The sequence below is a fragment of the Oceanobacillus sp. NCCP-135 genome, from assembly GCF_059698015.1.
This window is the reverse complement of record NZ_BAAKSZ010000022.1, coordinates 39,244-57,212: the sequence shown is the minus strand read 5'-3', so window position 1 is coordinate 57,212 and position 17,969 is coordinate 39,244. Positions and strand designations below refer to the sequence as shown.

At 35.0% G+C, this 17,969-nt stretch carries 20 protein-coding genes; 15 read left to right on the top strand and 5 right to left on the bottom strand.

What is annotated here, in order from left to right:
* The first annotated feature begins 264 nt into the window (after positions 1-264).
* From AC6HVZ_RS14880 to AC6HVZ_RS14850, 7 genes are all read left to right on the top strand, one after another.
* On the top strand, positions 265-609 hold the full coding sequence (locus tag AC6HVZ_RS14880) for an ArsR/SmtB family transcription factor (RefSeq protein ID WP_497558961.1): 345 nt from the start codon (positions 265-267) through the stop codon (positions 607-609).
* 24 nt (positions 610-633) lie between these two features.
* On the top strand, positions 634-1,923 hold the full coding sequence (locus AC6HVZ_RS14875; protein ID WP_497558965.1) for an arsenic transporter: 1,290 nt from the start codon (positions 634-636) through the stop codon (positions 1,921-1,923).
* A gap of 41 nt (positions 1,924-1,964) precedes the next feature.
* Positions 1,965-2,384: an arsenate reductase (thioredoxin) gene (gene arsC / locus AC6HVZ_RS14870; RefSeq protein ID WP_497558960.1), complete on the top strand. Its 420-nt coding sequence runs from the start codon at positions 1,965-1,967 to the stop codon at positions 2,382-2,384.
* Positions 2,385-2,472: 88 nt separating this feature from the next.
* Positions 2,473-2,829, top strand: coding sequence for an arsenite efflux transporter metallochaperone ArsD (arsD, locus tag AC6HVZ_RS14865; RefSeq protein WP_497558959.1), 357 nt, complete (start codon positions 2,473-2,475; stop codon positions 2,827-2,829).
* Between the two features lie 15 nt (positions 2,830-2,844).
* A complete protein-coding gene (gene arsA, locus AC6HVZ_RS14860) occupies positions 2,845-4,611 on the top strand; it encodes an arsenical pump-driving ATPase (protein WP_497558958.1) in 1,767 nt (588 codons plus the stop codon).
* A 32-nt stretch (positions 4,612-4,643) separates the two neighbouring features.
* Entirely contained in the window at positions 4,644-4,925 is a 282-nt protein-coding gene (locus tag AC6HVZ_RS14855) for a HesB/IscA family protein (protein WP_497558957.1), read from the top strand.
* Between the two features lie 435 nt (positions 4,926-5,360).
* Entirely contained in the window at positions 5,361-5,669 is a 309-nt protein-coding gene (locus AC6HVZ_RS14850) for a DUF378 domain-containing protein (protein ID WP_497558956.1), read from the top strand.
* Between the two features lie 488 nt (positions 5,670-6,157).
* Here the strand turns inward: AC6HVZ_RS14850 and AC6HVZ_RS14845 are convergent, their stop codons facing one another.
* The 3 genes from AC6HVZ_RS14845 to AC6HVZ_RS14835 all read right to left on the bottom strand — a co-directional run bounded on the left by AC6HVZ_RS14845 (position 6,158) and on the right by AC6HVZ_RS14835 (position 8,279).
* Positions 6,158-6,301, bottom strand: coding sequence for a hypothetical protein (locus tag AC6HVZ_RS14845; RefSeq protein WP_497558955.1), 144 nt, complete (start codon positions 6,299-6,301; stop codon positions 6,158-6,160).
* A gap of 530 nt (positions 6,302-6,831) precedes the next feature.
* Complete coding sequence (locus tag AC6HVZ_RS14840) at positions 6,832-7,020, bottom strand: hypothetical protein (protein WP_497558954.1); 189 nt, start codon at positions 7,018-7,020, stop codon at positions 6,832-6,834.
* A 17-nt stretch (positions 7,021-7,037) separates the two neighbouring features.
* Positions 7,038-8,279, bottom strand: a complete 1,242-nt coding sequence (locus AC6HVZ_RS14835) for a helix-turn-helix domain-containing protein (RefSeq protein WP_497558964.1) — start codon at positions 8,277-8,279, stop codon at positions 7,038-7,040.
* Between the two features lie 385 nt (positions 8,280-8,664).
* On the opposite strand from AC6HVZ_RS14835, the gene AC6HVZ_RS14830 reads away from it, so the two are divergent.
* A complete protein-coding gene (locus AC6HVZ_RS14830; protein ID WP_497558953.1) occupies positions 8,665-9,369 on the top strand; it encodes a Fic family protein in 705 nt (234 codons plus the stop codon).
* A gap of 317 nt (positions 9,370-9,686) precedes the next feature.
* Here AC6HVZ_RS14830 and speD read toward each other — a convergent pair whose 3' ends face one another.
* Entirely contained in the window at positions 9,687-10,067 is a 381-nt protein-coding gene (gene speD / locus AC6HVZ_RS14825) for an adenosylmethionine decarboxylase (protein WP_497558952.1), read from the bottom strand.
* Positions 10,068-10,283: 216 nt separating this feature from the next.
* On the opposite strand from speD, the gene AC6HVZ_RS14820 reads away from it, so the two are divergent.
* From AC6HVZ_RS14820 to AC6HVZ_RS14800, 5 genes are all read left to right on the top strand, one after another.
* Positions 10,284-10,793, top strand: a complete 510-nt coding sequence (locus tag AC6HVZ_RS14820; RefSeq protein WP_497558951.1) for a DUF4178 domain-containing protein — start codon at positions 10,284-10,286, stop codon at positions 10,791-10,793.
* 36 nt (positions 10,794-10,829) lie between these two features.
* Positions 10,830-11,498, top strand: coding sequence for a PspA/IM30 family protein (locus AC6HVZ_RS14815; RefSeq protein ID WP_497558950.1), 669 nt, complete (start codon positions 10,830-10,832; stop codon positions 11,496-11,498).
* Positions 11,499-11,593: 95 nt separating this feature from the next.
* Positions 11,594-12,199: a DUF4247 domain-containing protein gene (locus tag AC6HVZ_RS14810; protein WP_497558949.1), complete on the top strand. Its 606-nt coding sequence runs from the start codon at positions 11,594-11,596 to the stop codon at positions 12,197-12,199.
* A 17-nt stretch (positions 12,200-12,216) separates the two neighbouring features.
* Complete coding sequence (locus AC6HVZ_RS14805; RefSeq protein WP_497558948.1) at positions 12,217-12,612, top strand: DUF350 domain-containing protein; 396 nt, start codon at positions 12,217-12,219, stop codon at positions 12,610-12,612.
* Positions 12,613-12,784: 172 nt separating this feature from the next.
* On the top strand, positions 12,785-14,338 hold the full coding sequence (locus AC6HVZ_RS14800) for a polyamine aminopropyltransferase (RefSeq protein WP_497558963.1): 1,554 nt from the start codon (positions 12,785-12,787) through the stop codon (positions 14,336-14,338).
* Between the two features lie 283 nt (positions 14,339-14,621).
* Here the strand turns inward: AC6HVZ_RS14800 and AC6HVZ_RS14795 are convergent, their stop codons facing one another.
* Positions 14,622-15,164, bottom strand: coding sequence for an NADPH-dependent FMN reductase (locus AC6HVZ_RS14795; protein ID WP_497558947.1), 543 nt, complete (start codon positions 15,162-15,164; stop codon positions 14,622-14,624).
* A gap of 565 nt (positions 15,165-15,729) precedes the next feature.
* Between AC6HVZ_RS14795 and AC6HVZ_RS14790 the strand changes: the two genes are divergently transcribed.
* The gene (locus tag AC6HVZ_RS14790) at positions 15,730-16,548 is read left to right on the top strand and encodes a sulfite exporter TauE/SafE family protein (protein WP_497558946.1); all 819 of its coding nucleotides are present in this window, start codon (positions 15,730-15,732) and stop codon (positions 16,546-16,548) included.
* Positions 16,549-16,560: 12 nt separating this feature from the next.
* Positions 16,561-17,964: a bifunctional metallophosphatase/5'-nucleotidase gene (locus tag AC6HVZ_RS14785; protein WP_497558945.1), complete on the top strand. Its 1,404-nt coding sequence runs from the start codon at positions 16,561-16,563 to the stop codon at positions 17,962-17,964.
* Positions 17,965-17,969 lie beyond the last annotated feature (5 nt).

Below are 17,969 nucleotides of genomic sequence, written 5' to 3'. Positions count from 1 at the left end.
TCAAAAAAAATAAAACCTTTATTTTTTTGCTCGTAAAACTAAAAAAGTGGCACATCGCAAAAAGCTCTCTAATAAAAATGCTTGACAAATCAAGTTCTTATTTATGCAACTTCAATAATATAGAACATAAAGCTTTCTATCTTCATTTTAATAATCCTGCATTATAACTATGAATTATTTTAACACAGTAAACTGTTCTTTTTTATTGAATATATAAGTGAATTATTATATACTAATATACATATAGAAAAGGAGTGTTTTATTATGCTGAAAGTAGCAATTGAAATGGATAAAGCAGCAATTATTTTGAAATTGTTAGGTGATAAAACTCGGTTGACTATGATGAAAATTCTTGATAGCCACGATTGTTGTGTTTGTGAATTTGTTGAGATTTTTAAAGTTAGTCAACCATCTATTAGTCAACATCTACGAAAATTGAGAGATGTTGGATTAGTGAGAGAAGAAAGAAGAGGGCAATGGATTTTTTACTCCATTAACAAAAATAATGAATATTATCCATTTGTTCTACAAATTCTTGACCAATTATCAAGTCAAGATCATAAATTAAAAGAATTAGAAGATCAAGGAACACGAATTACGTGTTGTTAATTGGAGGTTTAAATATTGTCATTAATGGTTATTTTAGCAGTACTCATTTTCCTCGTTACGCTGATTTTAGTAATTTGGCAGCCTAGAGGATTATCAATCGGTTGGTCAGCGGTCGGGGGTGCAATACTCGCATTGATTGTCGGTGTAGTTGATTTTGGTGATGTAGCAGAAGTGACCGGTATTGTATGGAATGCTACATTAGCATTTGTAGCCATCATCCTTATTTCTTTAATATTAGATGAAATTGGCTTCTTTGAATGGGCTTCTCTGCATATGGCACGGATTGCAAAAGGGAATGGTATAAAGATGTTTGTTTATATCAGTCTCCTCGGTGCAGTGGTTGCGGCGTTCTTTGCAAATGATGGAGCCGCATTGATTCTAACACCAATTGTACTCGCCATGGTACGAAACTTAAATTTTGCGGAAAAGATGGTTTTTCCCTTTATTATGGCAAGTGGGTTTATTGCGGATACAACCTCACTTCCGTTTGTAGTAAGTAACCTGGTTAATATTGTTTCAGCAGACTTCTTTACTATCGGATTTGTGGAATATGCATCACGAATGATTATTCCAAACTTATTCTCGCTAGCTGCAACGATTATTGTCTTGTTGATCTATTTCAGAAAAAGTATCCCTAAAACGTATGATTTGTCTAAATTAAAGGAACCGAAAGAAGCAATTCGGGATCAGAAAATGTTCAAACTATCCTGGTATGTGCTTGGGGTGCTGGTCATTGGCTACTTTGCAAGTGAGTTTATCCAGGTACCTGTATCCATTGTGGCTGGAGTTATTGCCATTTTCTTCATTTTGATGGCAAGAAATAGTAAAGCAGTCAATACAACGACAGTAATAAAAGATGCACCATGGAATATCGTGTTTTTCTCCATTGGAATGTATGTGGTGGTCTTCGGCCTTCGTAATGCGGGACTAACCAACCTGTTGGCAGATCTTATTCAGGTGGCCGCAGAACAGGGATTATTTATTGCAACGGTAGCCATGGGATTCATTGCAGCAATTCTTTCATCGATTATGAATAATATGCCGACCGTTATGATTGATGCTATTGCGATAGCTGAAACAGATACAACTGGTGTTATTCGTGAAGGATTAGTTTATGCGAACGTAATTGGATCGGATTTGGGTCCAAAGATTACTCCGATCGGATCGCTGGCAACCTTATTATGGCTTCATGTATTATCGAAAAAGGGAGTAAAAATATCATGGGGAAGGTATTTTAAAACAGGTATTATTATAACTATTCCCATTCTGTTAATCACTTTATTTGGTTTATACCTGACACTACTACTCTTTTAGTTTGAACTAGTGAAAAAAATAAAATGAAAAGGAGCGTCATTATGTCTAAAAACACAATTTACTTTTTATGTACTGGGAACTCTTGCCGTAGCCAAATGGCAGAAGGTTGGGCCAAAAAATATCTCGGAGATGAATGGGAAGTCAGAAGTGCTGGAATTGAAGCACATGGTTTAAATCCTAAAGCTGTAAAAGCAATGAATGAAGTGAATATTGATATATCTAATCAGAAATCAGAAATCATTGATACAGAATTCTTGAACAGCGCAACTTTGGCTGTTACGCTTTGCGGAGATGCTGCTGATAAATGTCCAATGACACCACCTCATGTGAAGCGAGAGCACTGGGGATTTGATGATCCAGCAAAGGCAGAAGGTACTGAAGAGGAAAAATGGGAAGTATTTCGGCGCGTTCGTGATGAAATTGGTGAACGTATCAAACGTTTTGCAGAAACTGGAGCATAGTTATAGGAAAGCCATGAGAAGACTCACAGCTTTTTTATAACCTTTAATATAAGCATATAGTTATCTGTTAATAAGGAGTTGTATAGACATGAAAAAAGTTGAAATTTTTGATCCGGCAATGTGTTGTTCCACAGGAGTTTGTGGACCAAGTGTTGATCCTGATTTGACAAGATTAGCATCAACTGTTTATTCATTGGAACAAAAAGGCGTAGATATTACACGCTATAATCTGGCAAATGATCCAGCAGCTTTTTCAGATAATGAAAAGGTTAATCAAGTACTTCATGAAAAGGGAGCAGATGCATTACCAATAACACTTTTAGATAATGAGGTAGTAAGAGTGGGGACATATCCGGCGAACGAAGATTTTGCAGAATGGTTTGAAATGAAAATGGATGAACTTACACTTAAACCTCGAGTTCGTGTATCTGTCAAATTTGATTAACGAGGAGGAACTGATATGTATCCATTATTTAATCCGACACAACATGTAAAAACACCAGTTTTATTCTTTACGGGTAAAGGTGGTGTAGGAAAAACCTCCACAGCATGTGCAACGGCGGTTTCTCTGGCAGATAAAGGGTATAAAGTGCTTCTGGTCAGTACTGATCCAGCATCAAATTTACAGGATGTATTCGGCTTGGAGCTATCTAACAATCCGATAGAAATTCCCGGAGTAAAAAACTTATTCGCTAGCAACATTGACCCGGAAGAAGCTGCAAGATCCTATCGAGAGAAAACGGTTGAACCGTATCGAGGTAAACTTCCAGATACTGTCGTGAACCAAATGGAAGAACAACTTTCTGGTGCTTGTACGGTAGAAATTGCGGCATTTGATGAATTTTCTCATTTACTAGCTGATGAATCAATTTTAAATCAATTTGATCGTGTATTGTTTGACACAGCTCCAACTGGTCATACACTAAGACTCTTATCGCTTCCTACTGCCTGGAGTGGCTTTTTGAATGAAAGCACTCATGGCGCATCTTGTTTGGGTCCACTCTCAGGTCTGGGAGATAAGAAGAATATGTACTCAAAAGCAGTTCAGGCTCTCTCTGATTCCGAAAAAACAACGCTTATGTTAGTTGCAAGACCAGAAGAATCAACACTCATTGAGGCAAATCGGGCATCTTTCGAATTGAGAGAAGTTGGAATACAAAATCAAATGCTGATCATTAATGGACTCCTACTTTCACATGATTCAAATGATGAAGTTGCTACTGCATTTTATGAAAGTCAGCAAGATGCGTTAAGTCAACTACCAAATAAGTTAAAGGAAATCAACACATTGTCATTACCGTATGTTCCATATTCTCTTACAGATTTTGATAGCCTGCGACAGCTTGTTAATGGTAATCCATTTATTGCTAACGAAAATTACAGTGAAGATATTGTATGGAATCAATTGTCCCAGTTACGTGACGTTATCGATGATTTCTCGGATAGAAATACAAGAGTTATTTTCACAATGGGCAAGGGCGGTGTAGGAAAAACATCCGTTGCCTCAGCCATTGCTGTGGGACTTTCGAAAAAGGGACATAAGGTTCATCTAACAACTACTGATCCAGCATCTCATCTTGATTACATGTTCAAAAATAATGCTATAAATGAAAATTTATCAATCAGCAATATTGATCCGGAAATGGAAGTTGAAAATTACAAGCAAGAAGTTATTTCTGCGGCAGGGGAATTAAGCGAAGATGCGTTAGCATATTTAAAAGAGGATTTAGAATCCCCATGCACAGAAGAAATTGCAGTATTCCGTGCTTTCGCAGATGTAGTGGCAAGGTCAGAAAATGAAATAGTTGTTATTGACACAGCGCCAACCGGTCATACACTGTTATTACTCGATTCATCTGAGGCTTATCATAAGGAAATGAGTCGCTCTACGGGTAGAACGCCAGAAAGTGTGAAAACATTATTACCTCGTCTTCGTAATCCAGAAGAAACAGGAGTGGTGATTGTAACGTTAGCAGAAGCTACTCCTGTATTTGAATCAACCCGTTTACAAGAAGATCTTAAACGTGCTCAAATTGTTCCAAAATGGTGGATCATTAATCGAAGTTTATCTGCAACAGGAACGGATGATAAAGTTTTAAAGGCAAGGGCTTCAAGCGAAAAACAATGGATTGATATGGTGGAAAATGAATTGGCTGAACGATGTGCGCTTATTCCGTGGACAAAGGAAGTTACTCTAGACAATGATAGTAAGATTACTCAGTCATAAGTGTTTATGAAATGAATTGGGAGGAATATGAAATGAATATAACGGAAAAGGCAAAGCAAAATTTACAAATGATTTTTGAAGAAAAAGGTGGTGAAGGGATTCGCTTCTACGCTATGGGAGCAGGCTGTTGTGGACCGCAGTTAGGAATATCTTTGGATGAACCGGAAGAGAATGACATTATTGAAGAAATCAATGGAATAAAAGTAGCTATTGATAAAGATGTAAAGGATTCGCTAGAAGGATTAACACTAGACAATGATGAGACTCCAAATGGATCACAATTTGTTTTATTGGGAATGGATCAGTGCTGTTAGCAGAATGATACAAATACAACGATAAAATTTATTAACTCATAAACAGACGTAGATAAATTATATAACCAATGTTTTAGAAGACCTGAATCGCAAGGTACAAAAATAACCTTTGATTCAGGTCTTTTTGTTATACATTAACTTGAATTTTGATGCATAGTCTAATAATCCCTATACAGCAATATTCCTGTTTTTTATTTGATCACCACAATAGCAAATTCAATAGAACAGGTGGATTATGAATGGTATTATATTCAACCTCGCTAGGTTTAAAGATGTGATTAATAACTATTATTTCACCTGACTTCTTTCTATTTTAATCCAATTATTCCGCTCGAAATTAAACTATTTTTATTAATTGTGTATGAATGATATCACTATGTCAAAAGATAAAGAATGAATCTAATATCCAAGGAGAGTTTTGGAGGTGAAAAATATATGAATACTTTAAAAAAGATCGCACTTGCTTTAGTTATCATTGGTGCAATTAACTGGGGACTTATCGGATTTTTCCAATTTGATTTAGTTGCTTCCATATTTGGTGGTCAAGAAGCTGGACTTTCAAGAGTGGTATATGCTCTTGTCGGAATTAGTGGTTTATATTGCTTAACCTTATTATTTGACCCAATGGATGAAGGAAGTACTTATAGAGCTAATTCCAATCCAACTAGAAATTTAAACTATGGCACAGAGTTTAGCGAAGAAGAAGACTTTTCAAATGTAAGGAACCTTGATAAAAAAGAGTAGTTAGTAAAAATTAAATGCATATATTAATGTTGAAATTAAAATAAAAGTAGAAGGAAACATATTTTAATATCTTTAAAATTCGTTCCCTTTTTTGAATTGTGCTAAAGTTTTATGCCCTTTTGTCAGAAATTTTCCTTTTATTCTTGGAGATAATCTTCATCGTCTTCTGGATATCCTGTATCTTCATCCATTTGATATAAATTTTCATTAGCGTGAACCGGTCAGAAGGAATCGTCAAGAGGGGCTTAGATTAGGGAAATCTTCAGGTCATTAAGGAAAATTTGGAAGAAGATAAAGCTTATTGATCAATTAAACAAACTTATGCATTAGCGGCAAATAAAAAGAAAATCGACCTAATTGATGATAAAAGGTCGATTTTTTCCTATTAAATCCCATAAGAGGCGTTCCGCAAATCAATTTATAGTTTAATAAAAGGACGAATCGGAGGAATAAATCTCCGTTTCGTCCTTTTTCTCAATTAAAAGCTATTAATCAATCTCTTCTAAATTTAACTCTTCTGATTCACCATCCATTGTAATAATAACTTTTATATCCTCAATGCTACAATAATCACAAACTGGATTATTAATTTTTAATAAGCCATCCTTATCCAATTGCATGTTACCATCCATATGTCCAATACCTTGTTCAATGTCGTACTTTACATTACTATTAGGGGGGTCTCCTTCACCAATATATTTTATTACAAAATTTCCATCTTTAATTTTTCCATCTTCAGCAAATGCCTCATAATTAATAGACCAATTAGTACTTTTATCAGAAAAGTTAATGGTTTCATGCTGATTACAAGCAGATAAAATAATTAGTAAAAAAAGTAATTATAGAGGAAACCTCTTAAACACAGAAATCCATCCTTTCCATATTTTTATTTAGATCTTATAATGTATTAATATCATAGAAAATAATTTGCCCCCTTCACTTATTGAAATAAATTTCTCACTTATAAAAGAACTTATGTGCACACCCATTGCTTAAAGAAAGTAAAGATCCTAGATAAGTAAAATAAAAGTATGGAGATCGTACCTGTCTTTCCCACTTGATACAAAACTCCATACAAATTTGTCAGTAATTTTAGAATAAACCTATGATGGATCTGATAACGAAATTGACATACATGTTTAAATATATATAATTTTACTGTTTAGATAAAGCCATTATCAAAACTAAATGGTTCTGGCTCTTCTTCATTATCAAACGGATCTGGCTCCTCTTCGTTTGCGAGAATGATTTGGTTTTCTATCTTCATGTTCTCAACAGTTAACTGTACATAAGAAAAGGCATAACTAAATAAGAGTAATGATAAAAACATAGCAAAAATAATTTTCTTCATAATGGACACCCCTATTATTAATATATTTTTGATAAGACATCATGTGCATAATTGTAGTAAATAGCAGATAACTTGTATTTTCTATTATTAAAATAATAAGCAGCGAGAATTTTTAAATAATAAACTTTTTCATAATCCAGTTGCTTTTCCTTTAAAAAAGGTAATATCTTTTTGATTATTAATGGCTCTATGGAGTTATCAGTACCATTAATCAAATAATTAAATACTTTAAATTCGTAGATATAGACGGAATCCGATTGATTCAATGTGTCAATTAAGTAAAGACCTTCTAGCAGCCATTTATTAGCATTGGCTAAATCATTTGAATGATAATACTCTTTCATCAAGCTGGATACTGGTACTATTTTTTTGATAGCCGGTTTATTTAATCGTTGCTGAAAACTTTTACTAAAATATTCAATTGCTTTATTCGAATTACTCCTTAAAGAGTTTAACTTACCTAAATTTTGGTAACATAAACTAAGTATATCTTTATCATTTATACCACTTGCTATTGTGGATGCAAGTTCATAGTTTTCCATTGCTTTATCGAACTCATTTATCCTTTGATATGATATTCCAAGCAATATATGACACTCTGCACACCTTTTTAAATTGTATTTATTCTGGTAATAAATCAGTGCTTTATTAGAGTACACCAATGTAATATGTACTCTTCTTAATTTACTAGCTGCTAATGAAATAGCATAAAACAGGTCATTAAATTCTTCTGTAGAAACTTCTATATTCCTATTTAAATATCTTTCAGCGTTTTGAAAAGAATTTAAAGCATCTTTATATATTAACTGGGAGAAGTAATAATTACCAGAGAACTTCAACCAATAATAATTCTCCAACTCTGTGAAGTTTCTAGATATTTTCTGGAGGTATTTATATTGTTCTGCAGCTTTCTTGTGTTTACTTATTATTATAAAATAGCGTAGTTTGTGGATTTCAATTAAATTTACTGGCTGCCCACTTACAATGGGTTTATTTTCAATAAATATACTATTAAAAAGTTTACTAGATTTTTGTTTATCCCCCTCTAATAAATATTTAAACCATTCTTGAATTAATTTTGTTATCTTAGCATCTTCATCTAATTTGTTCTCAATTTTCAATCTCTCATTAAGCAACCTAATTGTTTCTTCGGTGGGAATGATTTTGCTGTTCTCAATTTTAGATAAGTGGGAAATGGAAATAATGCCTTTCGAAAGTTCTGATTGTGTCATATTCGATTCTAATCTATAGTATTCTATGATTTTTCCAATATTTTTTTTATTACTACCCCCCTCTTACTTATTATAAAAGAAATTGAATATTATTTCTATTTAAACAGGGAAATGGACCTTATTTTTCAATGTTTCAATTAATATATTAAAATTCATTGAGAAACGAGATATTATATGAAAATTTTCATGAAGATTGGTTATTTTAGACTTTATAAGATTATATTAAAGACGCTACTGCCATAAGGTACAATATAATCTCGTCTTTTATTACTGTAAATATACACTTTATTCCAGCAAAAAACCTCAATTTGATTGGAATAAGAGCTCCTATAATGAAATAACAGGGTGATAAAGTCATAAGTAGCGTGGTATACTGTTCCATAAGATAATATGAAAATGGGGAGGTTACAAAATGAAGCTGCCGAAAGAATATATGGATGATTTACTTGTTCGAATGACACACCATTCGAGTGCAATAGAAAACAACACAATTAGCTTACCTGAAACCGTGTCAATTATTCTCCATCATACCGTACCGAATAAAGTTTCTTTACGTGAATTATATGAAATTGATAATCACCGGTACGCAATGGAATATTTGCTTGATCCTGAGACATTACAAAAAGATTTCACACTGGATATTTTAATGGAAACACACTCTTTATTGATGGATCGTCTACATCATGAAAGAGGAAAATTTAAAACAGAAGTGAACTATATTAAAGGAACGGATTTCGATACAACAAAACCAAGTGAAACACCTCTAGCCATGAAGCAATGGTTGGATAATATAAATTATAGAATGGACATAGCAACCTCAAAAGAAGAAATCATTCAACTGGTTTGTGAAAGTCATATTTTGTTTGAACGTATTCATCCATTTGCGGATGGGAATGGTCGAACAGGAAGATTAATGATGAATTATTTGTTGTTAAAAAATGATATAGCCCCATTGATTATTGAGAAAGAAGAGAAGGAAAGGTATATTTATTTCTTGTCGACACAAGATGTCGCAGAGTTCAGGGAGTATGCAGAAAAGAAAACAGAAAAAGAAAGGAAAAGAATTCATTCATTTAAAGTCAATGAATCGAAGTTGGAAAATGACTTTGAATCATAGTGTTGATTGGGAATAAAGTCGTTACATTTATAATTTAGTTACTGTATGTATTCATCGGTTACTTTATAAAAGTTTATTTTTTCATATTCTATTCCCCCTAATAAAAAAGAAAGCAACGAAAGATCATTGCCTTCTTTTTAATTCATGCTTGGTGGCGGTGAAACGCCAATTGTAGTTAGCCATATTTTATCGATTAATTTTTCTTCTGCTGTTTCGCATGTGTATGAACACTTTGGAAGAAAGAAGTTTTAACCTATAAATAAGTTCTAATTTTATTACGCAACTCATATGTTTTTTCAATTTATTATTTTTATTAATTATATCAGCTTCTGAAACGGCTCTGCTTTAACAGGTCCCATCCCCCGTGGAATTTCCATTGTCTCGCTGATTTTTGATTCTAAAGACTTGGCAATATATTCTACAGCAACAGTTGGATCTACTTTATCACCACATGTGTATACATCGATACTGGCATAACCATGTTCGGGAAAACTATGAATGGTTAAATGGGACTCGGAAATAATTACAACGCCACTCACACCCTGTGGTGCAAATTGATGAAATGCAACCTCCCGAATTTCTGCGCCTGCCTTGAGTGCTGCCTCTATAAATATACGTTCTATTAATTCTATATTATTTAATATATCAATATTGCAATCCCAAAGTTCAGCTATTATTTGTCTCCCCATTATTTCCATTTGTAAAAATATCTCCTTAGGTCTAAAAAAATATATCTATCGAAAAGTATAAACCGTTTGACTCATCTTTGCAATTTGTGTGATCATGCAATATATAGAGGCCCCGAAAGTGTAGTCCCTGCTTTGAAGTAAATAAATTATTATTTTTTGAAACTTTTTTAAAGGAAAAACGTAATACAATATAGAACGTATAATTTTGAATTAAGAGGTGAAGCTGTGGGTTTGTTTTCGAAAATTTTTTCAGGGAAAAAAAGTGAGCCTGCTCCAAAGGAAAGAACTGTATTATCGATAGAGATCGGAGACATCTTGACCTATGATCTGAGGGATTACGAGGTGGTAGGGAAAATCACATATCGGGATGGAAATTATGAGTGGTATGGGTATCAGTTATTGGAAGGAAATGATACAATTTGGTTATCTGCTGAAATGGATGATGAACTGGAGCTCGGGATTTATAAAAAGATTCAGTTGCCAGTATCAAAACCATACCCAAAAGAAGTGACGTATGATAACAAAACCTATTATTTGGAAGAATCAGGTACAGCCAGGGTAATCGGAGAGGGAAGAAGCTCAAATTTGCAGGGGACAGAAACGAATTACGCTGATTATGCTGATCGTGACGCAGTAAGTTTTATTAGTTTGGAATCATGGGGAAATGAGATTGAGGTAAGCCATGGATATCCAATTGAGGCATATGAGATTAAAATTTTGGCGGGATCCAATTAAGAAATAGTTCAACTAAATTTACTGGGAGGAATATACATGTTTAAATTTTTTAAGCGAGTGTCAACAGTTGTAAGTTCGGAGTTAAATTCAATGTTGGATAAAGCGGAAGATCCGGTGAAAATGCTGGACCAGTTTATGCGAGATATGGCCGGTGATATTCGCGAAGTGGAAGCAGCTGTCGCAAAACAAATTGCTAATGAGAAAATGCTTAAGCGAAAAGCAAATGATGCGAATGCAATGGTGGAAAAAAGACAGAAGCAGGCTGAACAAGCGCTTGAAGCTGGTAATGAGGATTTAGCGCGTCGTGCCCTTGAGGATAAAAATGAACATGAAACGACTGCAACAACTTTAAACGAGTCATGGGAAAGAGCTAAAAATGATTCAGAAGTGCTGCGGAGCAAGCTGGATGAAATGAAAAAAGAATATCAGCAAATGCAACTTAAAAAGGATTCACTAAAAGCACGTGCTGAATCTGCTAAAACACGAACAAAAATGAATCGTACAATGTCTTCAATCGGCAGTGATGAGTCCAAACAGGGATTTGAACGAATGGAAGAAAAAGTTATGCGTTTTGAAGCAGAAGCAGAAACAAGTGAAGATATGTCTCAAAAAAGCCGTACATTGGATGATGAATTTGAAGATTTAAACAAGAACAATGTTGATGATGAATTAGCTGCATTAAAAGAGAAAATAAATCAAAAATAAAGGCAGGCAGCAATGGGAGCAGTAAGTTTTTTATATAGGCTTTTGAAAAACCTCTATAAAAAGCTGCTCCTTGTTTTGTTAAGAGGGGGATTGATTTGTTAAAAAGAAAGAGTTTACTTATTGGACTATTATTTCTTATCCTACTATTAACTGCATGTTCTTTTAGTGGTCAACAAGAAGGTTCCATAACGGCAGAAGATATTCCAGATGAGCCTCCAAAGGATGAAATCTCTACTGCGATCGGGAGTGCTGCAAACAATGAAATCGATGATATTATCGAGGCTAATTTTCCAGTAATGGATACCATTACTGGCGATTCGAAAACAGCTAAAATCTATGCGACAAAGGAATTCACGCTTACGGAGCTTGCTTCAGTACTTTCTACCGCTGTTAAACCAGAGGAAATCAGTGAAGTGAAGGATAACCAGCAAATTTTAATTTATCCAGATGATTTTATTACATTGCGGGAAAGTGATGAGGATCAGGATGTACTCCTGATCGAGGTTGCAAGTGACGAGTTTGTGAAGCGAAATTATTCATCAAGTTTTTTAGGTACATATTTTACAATTAGGCTATTAGAGAATATGTTGGGTGTAGATAATTGGGGAAGCAGATCCCGAGGTGAATACAGAGGTATGAAGGATATACCTAATCGTGGAAGCACAACATTCAGAGGCGGCGGACCAGGAACAGGTAAATAAATAAGGAAGGTGATAAAATGGAGCCATTTATAGCTACACTTATTTACTTTGCAATATCTGTAGTAATTGTTTTAATTGGTTTACTTATATTTGAGAATATGACACGTAAATACAAGGATATGGAAGAAGTAAAAAATGGGAATTATTCTGTTGCATTATCCATTGCCGGGAAGATAATCGGGATTTGTATTATATTAGCCTTTGCTGTCTATAACAGTGATGTTATTTATGAAACGATAATTTGGGGCATATTTGGTGTGATATTACAAATGATCGCATACTGGCTGTTTGATTTGTTTACAAGAAATTTTTCAGTGGAAGAACAGCTGTTAAAAAATAATGTTGCCGTCGGAATTATATCGATGAGTGTATCGATTGGATTGGCATTTGTTATCGGGGCGTCTATTACATAACATTAAACTCTGTGACCTTGTCATTGCATGGTCGCACTGTTTTTTTATAGGGAGGCATTCCTACTTGAACTAGAAGGTTAGATATTGAACTCGGTTCTTTTCACTGCGTTCTACCAATCCGACGTCTCACCTCTTTTCTGATCATGCTAGGTTTATATGATGGAGTGAATGGATTTTGAATGAAGCAGCAGTTAGAAAAAGCAGAATTATTTATTGGTCATCAGGAATTGTGTCTATTTGCGGGATTATATTTGAAGTGTTATTTGGTGCGTTAGGGTCTTATATATTAGGTGATGGTGTTAAACAATATACGCTGACCATTTCGCTGTTTTTGACCGGCATGGGGATCGGTGCCAGTTTAAGTGAAAAGGTAATGAAGCATTTAATCATTACTTTTGTATGGATTGAATTTGGTGTGGCAATCATTGGCGGATTTTCCAGTTTTACCATGTTTGGTATAACAGCATTTTCCCCTGCTGGAACCGAGGCATTTTATTTATATTTTATTACATTATTGGTTGGAGCTTTAACAGGGGTCGAACTTCCAATTCTTATTCGAAAAGCGAATGAAATTGGTGTCACCTTAAATAAAAGCACAGCACGAGTTTTATTTTCGGATTATGCAGGGGGCTTAATTGGTGGATTATTATTCGTCTTTTTATTACGCCCTCAATTTGGTATGGTTAAAACTGCTTTTTTAGTTGGGTGTATCAATTTAACGGTAGCATTAATTGTTCTGTGGCTATTTCGTAGGGAAATTCGTCACTTTGCACTGCATGCTGTTATTGGAGTCATGATCGGGGTCTTGTTAATTATTGGATTATTTTTTGGGGAAGCAATGGCCTTTAGTTTTGAACAAAAGCTTTACAAAGATCCAATTATCCATATGGAAGAGAGCAGCTATCAAAAAGTAACCTTAACACAGGATGAGGAAGATGTGCGACTTTTTTTGAACGGCTCCTTGCAATTTAGCTCAACAGATGAATATCGCTATCATGAGGTACTGGTTCATCCAACGATGGCTTCTGCAGCGAATCACGAAAACATCTTAATATTGGGTGGTGGTGATGGTATTGCAGCGAAAGAAATTCTGAAGTATGAAGAAGTGAAAAACATAACCATTGTTGATTTAGATCCTGCAGTTGTGGAGTTAGCAAATACCAATCAGCATTTACTGGAATTAAATGAGGGTTCACTAAATAATGATAAAGTGCATGTGGAAAACGGGGATGCTTTTCAGTTTTTGGAAAATACGGAGGAATGGTTTGACGTAATAATTGTCGATCTGCCCGATCCAAATAACGAAAGCCTGAACAAGCTTTATACAAAGGAATTTTATTCTTTGGCTCGAAACCATTTAAAGCCCGGCGGAACAGCAATGGTTCAAGCAACGAGTCCGGTTTTTGCAACTGAAGTTTATTGGACGATATCTGAGACAGTCGCATCGACAGGATTATTTACTGAAAACTTACATGTCGACGTTCCAAGCTTTGGCAATTGGGGATTTGTCATGGCAAGTCGTGAAGCTATAGATCTGGGTAAAATGGACATAACTGTCCCAACAAAATTCATAACGGAAGACATTATTTCTGGTCTGACAACCTTTGGCAAGGATGAAGATGAGCAAATGGAAAATGATAATGGAAATCCTGTGGAGTTAAAGCCGAATACATTGATTGATCCACATTTGATTCAGATTTATGAAAGGGCATGGGAAAATTATTAGATAGACTGTCCTTAAAATTTAAATGCGTAGTGTTAGTTGAGAGACAAGGGACCAAAGTTGAGAGAAAAGCGAGCTAAGTTGAGAGAAAAGCAATTAAAGTTGAGAGATAATTGTCTTTTCATGTATTATCTCTCAACTTCTACCCAGTTTGTCTTAACTTCTACCTGATTTCTCTCAACTTCCGCCCTATATCGGTGTAAATCTCCAATAAAACGTCTCTCTACGAACTTGTCTCTCAACTCTTTCAGCTAATAACAACCCAAGCCCCTGTTGAAATTACACTTTATCTATTATTAATTCCCCGCTGCAAATATATCATTTCATTAGCAAGCTTTTGAATTCTATCGGTAACATCCTGATCGATAATTTCATCACTTTCTTCGTTAAAGGCATCGTTATGGATAAAGACATTACCTGTTGGAACTAATCCTTTAAAAAAAGAAAGGATTGGCTTTAATTGGTATTCTGTTACTAGAAAATGTTTATTGGACCAACCTGTTGCTACAATCCCTGTTACCTTATACTTGAAGGCATTTTCGGGGAAAAGATCCAGCAGGTTTTTTAATGCCCCCGAAATGGATGCTTGATAAATTGGTGTGCCAAATACCAGAAAATCGGCAGCCAAAATCTTATTTACAACATCCCAAGTATCATCATTATAATCCGATAATGGGGCACCAACTGCAAATTCAATCTCAAACTCTCTTAAGTCAATTAATTCTGTTTCGATGGTTGGGTCAAGTCGTCCGGCTGCGACTAATACATCGTTTACGGCCAGAGATGTCTTTTCACCAGCCAATGCTCCGGATATCCCGATAAGTTTCATTATAATTACCTCGCATTAATATTAGTATTTACTTGGCAGTAAGAAGCTTATCTTATTCTAATTTTTCATGCAACTAAATTGCTTGAAACCGAGCGTGACACTGTATTTAATAAACCAATGACTGGTTTAACCAATAATACGGGCGGGGACCCATTTTGTTCGAGGAGTTTTTTATGCTGAAGTACAAAAGGATAGAACATTATATATGGATAGTAATAATGTTCAAAAGGAATAAACCTATAAATAGTTATGACAAGATTTAGAGTGGCTGAGGTCATCCAATTGTTACAGCTTTCGCATCCTGAATTTTGAGAAATTAAACTGGTTGAGTTATTATAGATTTTTCCTTTGATAGATAACAGCTTATATATTTACCTTTTGATATTGTGAGCTTCATTATCTGATAGGAATTAATGAGGCCAATGCTATATACATTTCCCAACTATATTCAACAGGCTTTCTATAATATATATATCGAAATCGTTACATCAAGTATATAAATAGGAAATACTACAAATCAGTGCTAGTATAAAGGTATAGTAAATGAAAGATTGAAGGGGTACTAGTGGTTTTTATTATTTGTGTATTAATTGGTGTAATCACCGCATTTCTTGGCGGACTAATGGGCCTCGGTGGGGGCATTATCCTAATTCCAAGCTTGTTATTTTTGAATCAGATTTCAGAGGCGTTTTCCTGGGCAACCCCACAGACGATTGTAGGAATTTCCCTGGTGACAATGATTTTCACGGCATTGTCGTCAACCCTCGCATATTTTAAGGTCGGTCGCGTAGATTATAAGACTGGCTTGTTATTCTTATCTGGAAGCATCCCAGGAAGTGTATTGGGCTCCTGGTTAAATCAATTCGTCAATAAAGATGACTTTTTATTATACTTTGGCTTTGTTATGATTATAATTTCCATGCTTTTTCTTATTAAACGAAAAGAACCAACACAGGCCCTGCCCGGCAAAAATAAGACATTACGAGTTTTTCATGTAAACGGAAAAACATATCAGTACACGGTTTCAATCTGGCAGGCGTTTTTTCTTTCTCTATTTGTCGGAATGCTATCCGGTTTGTTTGGGATAGGCGGCGGTTCCATAATGGTACCAGCTATGATTTTATTATTTGGATTTCCAGCACATATTGCTACGGCTACATCAATGTTTATGATATTTTTTGTAAGTATTATTGGTGCAGGTACACATATCGCTTTAGGGCATATTGCATGGCAGTATGTATTCTTTTTTATCCCTGGTGCCTGGATTGGTGGAAAGCTTGGTGCAATGGTAAATCAAAAGATGACGGGAAAAACGCTTGTCTGGATATTGCGGATCTTATTAATTGTTATAGGAATACGAATGATTTTTCAAGGTATTGGATAAGGAGTATGACATATGCAGGAGAAAATTTATTTTTATTATACAAATGATTTACATAGTAATTTTGAACATTGGTCGCAGGTTACAGGTTTTCTGAAAGATGCAAAAGCCAAAAGAGTAGCTGCAGGTGATTCTTGTTGGGTTGTAGATATCGGTGATCATATGGATCGTGTTCATCCAATTGCTGAAGCATTTGTGGGAAAAGCGAATGTTCAATTAATGAATGATGCCGGATATGATTTGGCAACAATAGGCAATAATGAAGGAATAACATTAACACACGATGATCTGTTTCATTTATATGATGATGCTAATTTTGAAGTGGTTTGTGCAAATTTACATAATTTGAAAAATAACAAACCGGATTGGCTAAAGCCTACGGTAAAAATAGAATCGGTAAATGGAGTTAAAATAGGAGTTATTGGTCTAACTGCACCATTTAACGCTTTTTATGAATTGCTTGATTGGCATATATCCCCGCAATTTGAAGCCTTAGAGAAATACATAACAAAATTGAAGGAATCTGCTGATATTATTATTTTGCTATCACATCTTGGGATTAATGAAGATCAGGAAATTGCTAAGAGATTTAAGGATATTGATGTGATAATTGGTGGGCATACACATCATTTATTACGTACTGGAGAGTATGTGAATAATACGATAATAACAGCAGCCGGAAAACATTGTGCATATGTTGGGGAAGTCATTTTAACTTGGGATAATGTGGATCAGGAATTAGTGAAAAAAGAGGCTTATACAACTGACATTACGCATTTAGCAAAAGATCTGCAAACAGAACAAAGATTACACGAAATGAATGAAGCGGCGGACAAACTGCTAGGAAATACAGTTGTACAGCTAAATGAAACAATAGAAGTGAAATGGTTTAAACATACTGAAATCATGCAACAGTTGACTAATACCGTTAAAAATTGGACAAAGGCAGATTGTGGCATGTTAAATTCAGGTCTTCTATTGGATCAACTGCCGGCAGGGGATATAACGTATAAAGATATCCATCGTATTTGCCCACATCCGATTAATCCGGTGATGGTGGAGCTTAAAGGTGATGAGCTAGTTGAAGTGATTCGTGGCTCGCTTACGAAAGATTTTACGGAATTGAAATTAAAAGGTTTTGGATTTCGCGGCGAAGTCCTTGGGAGAATGGTGTTCGCCGGATTAGATGTGGAAACAGATTTTCATGAAAATGGTGAAGAATATGTAAAAAATGTTTTATTTACTGACGGATCCCCTCTTGATCCTGATCAGACCTATTCTGTAGCGACGGCAGATACGTTTACATTTGGTCGTTTACTGCCAGAGATAGCAAAATCAGAAGTGAAACGTTATTTCTTACCTGAATTCTTGCGAGATTTATTGGCAGATACATTGCGTAAAGACTATGCTGGAAAATAAGCGGA

Coding starts and splice junctions, on each gene's coding strand:
- AC6HVZ_RS14880 (WP_497558961.1), top strand. CDS start 265: ATGCTGAAAGTAGCAATTGAAATGGATAAAGCAGCAATTATTTTGAAA.
- AC6HVZ_RS14875 (WP_497558965.1), top strand. CDS start 634: ATGGTTATTTTAGCAGTACTCATTTTCCTCGTTACGCTGATTTTAGTA.
- arsC (WP_497558960.1), top strand. CDS start 1,965: ATGTCTAAAAACACAATTTACTTTTTATGTACTGGGAACTCTTGCCGT.
- arsD (WP_497558959.1), top strand. CDS start 2,473: ATGAAAAAAGTTGAAATTTTTGATCCGGCAATGTGTTGTTCCACAGGA.
- arsA (WP_497558958.1), top strand. CDS start 2,845: ATGTATCCATTATTTAATCCGACACAACATGTAAAAACACCAGTTTTA.
- AC6HVZ_RS14855 (WP_497558957.1), top strand. CDS start 4,644: ATGAATATAACGGAAAAGGCAAAGCAAAATTTACAAATGATTTTTGAA.
- AC6HVZ_RS14850 (WP_497558956.1), top strand. CDS start 5,361: ATGAATACTTTAAAAAAGATCGCACTTGCTTTAGTTATCATTGGTGCA.
- AC6HVZ_RS14845 (WP_497558955.1), bottom strand. CDS start 6,301: ATGGATGGTAACATGCAATTGGATAAGGATGGCTTATTAAAAATTAAT.
- AC6HVZ_RS14840 (WP_497558954.1), bottom strand. CDS start 7,020: ATGAAGAAAATTATTTTTGCTATGTTTTTATCATTACTCTTATTTAGT.
- AC6HVZ_RS14830 (WP_497558953.1), top strand. CDS start 8,665: ATGAAGCTGCCGAAAGAATATATGGATGATTTACTTGTTCGAATGACA.
- speD (WP_497558952.1), bottom strand. CDS start 10,067: ATGGAAATAATGGGGAGACAAATAATAGCTGAACTTTGGGATTGCAAT.
- AC6HVZ_RS14815 (WP_497558950.1), top strand. CDS start 10,830: ATGTTTAAATTTTTTAAGCGAGTGTCAACAGTTGTAAGTTCGGAGTTA.
- AC6HVZ_RS14805 (WP_497558948.1), top strand. CDS start 12,217: ATGGAGCCATTTATAGCTACACTTATTTACTTTGCAATATCTGTAGTA.
- AC6HVZ_RS14795 (WP_497558947.1), bottom strand. CDS start 15,164: ATGAAACTTATCGGGATATCCGGAGCATTGGCTGGTGAAAAGACATCT.
- AC6HVZ_RS14785 (WP_497558945.1), top strand. CDS start 16,561: ATGCAGGAGAAAATTTATTTTTATTATACAAATGATTTACATAGTAAT.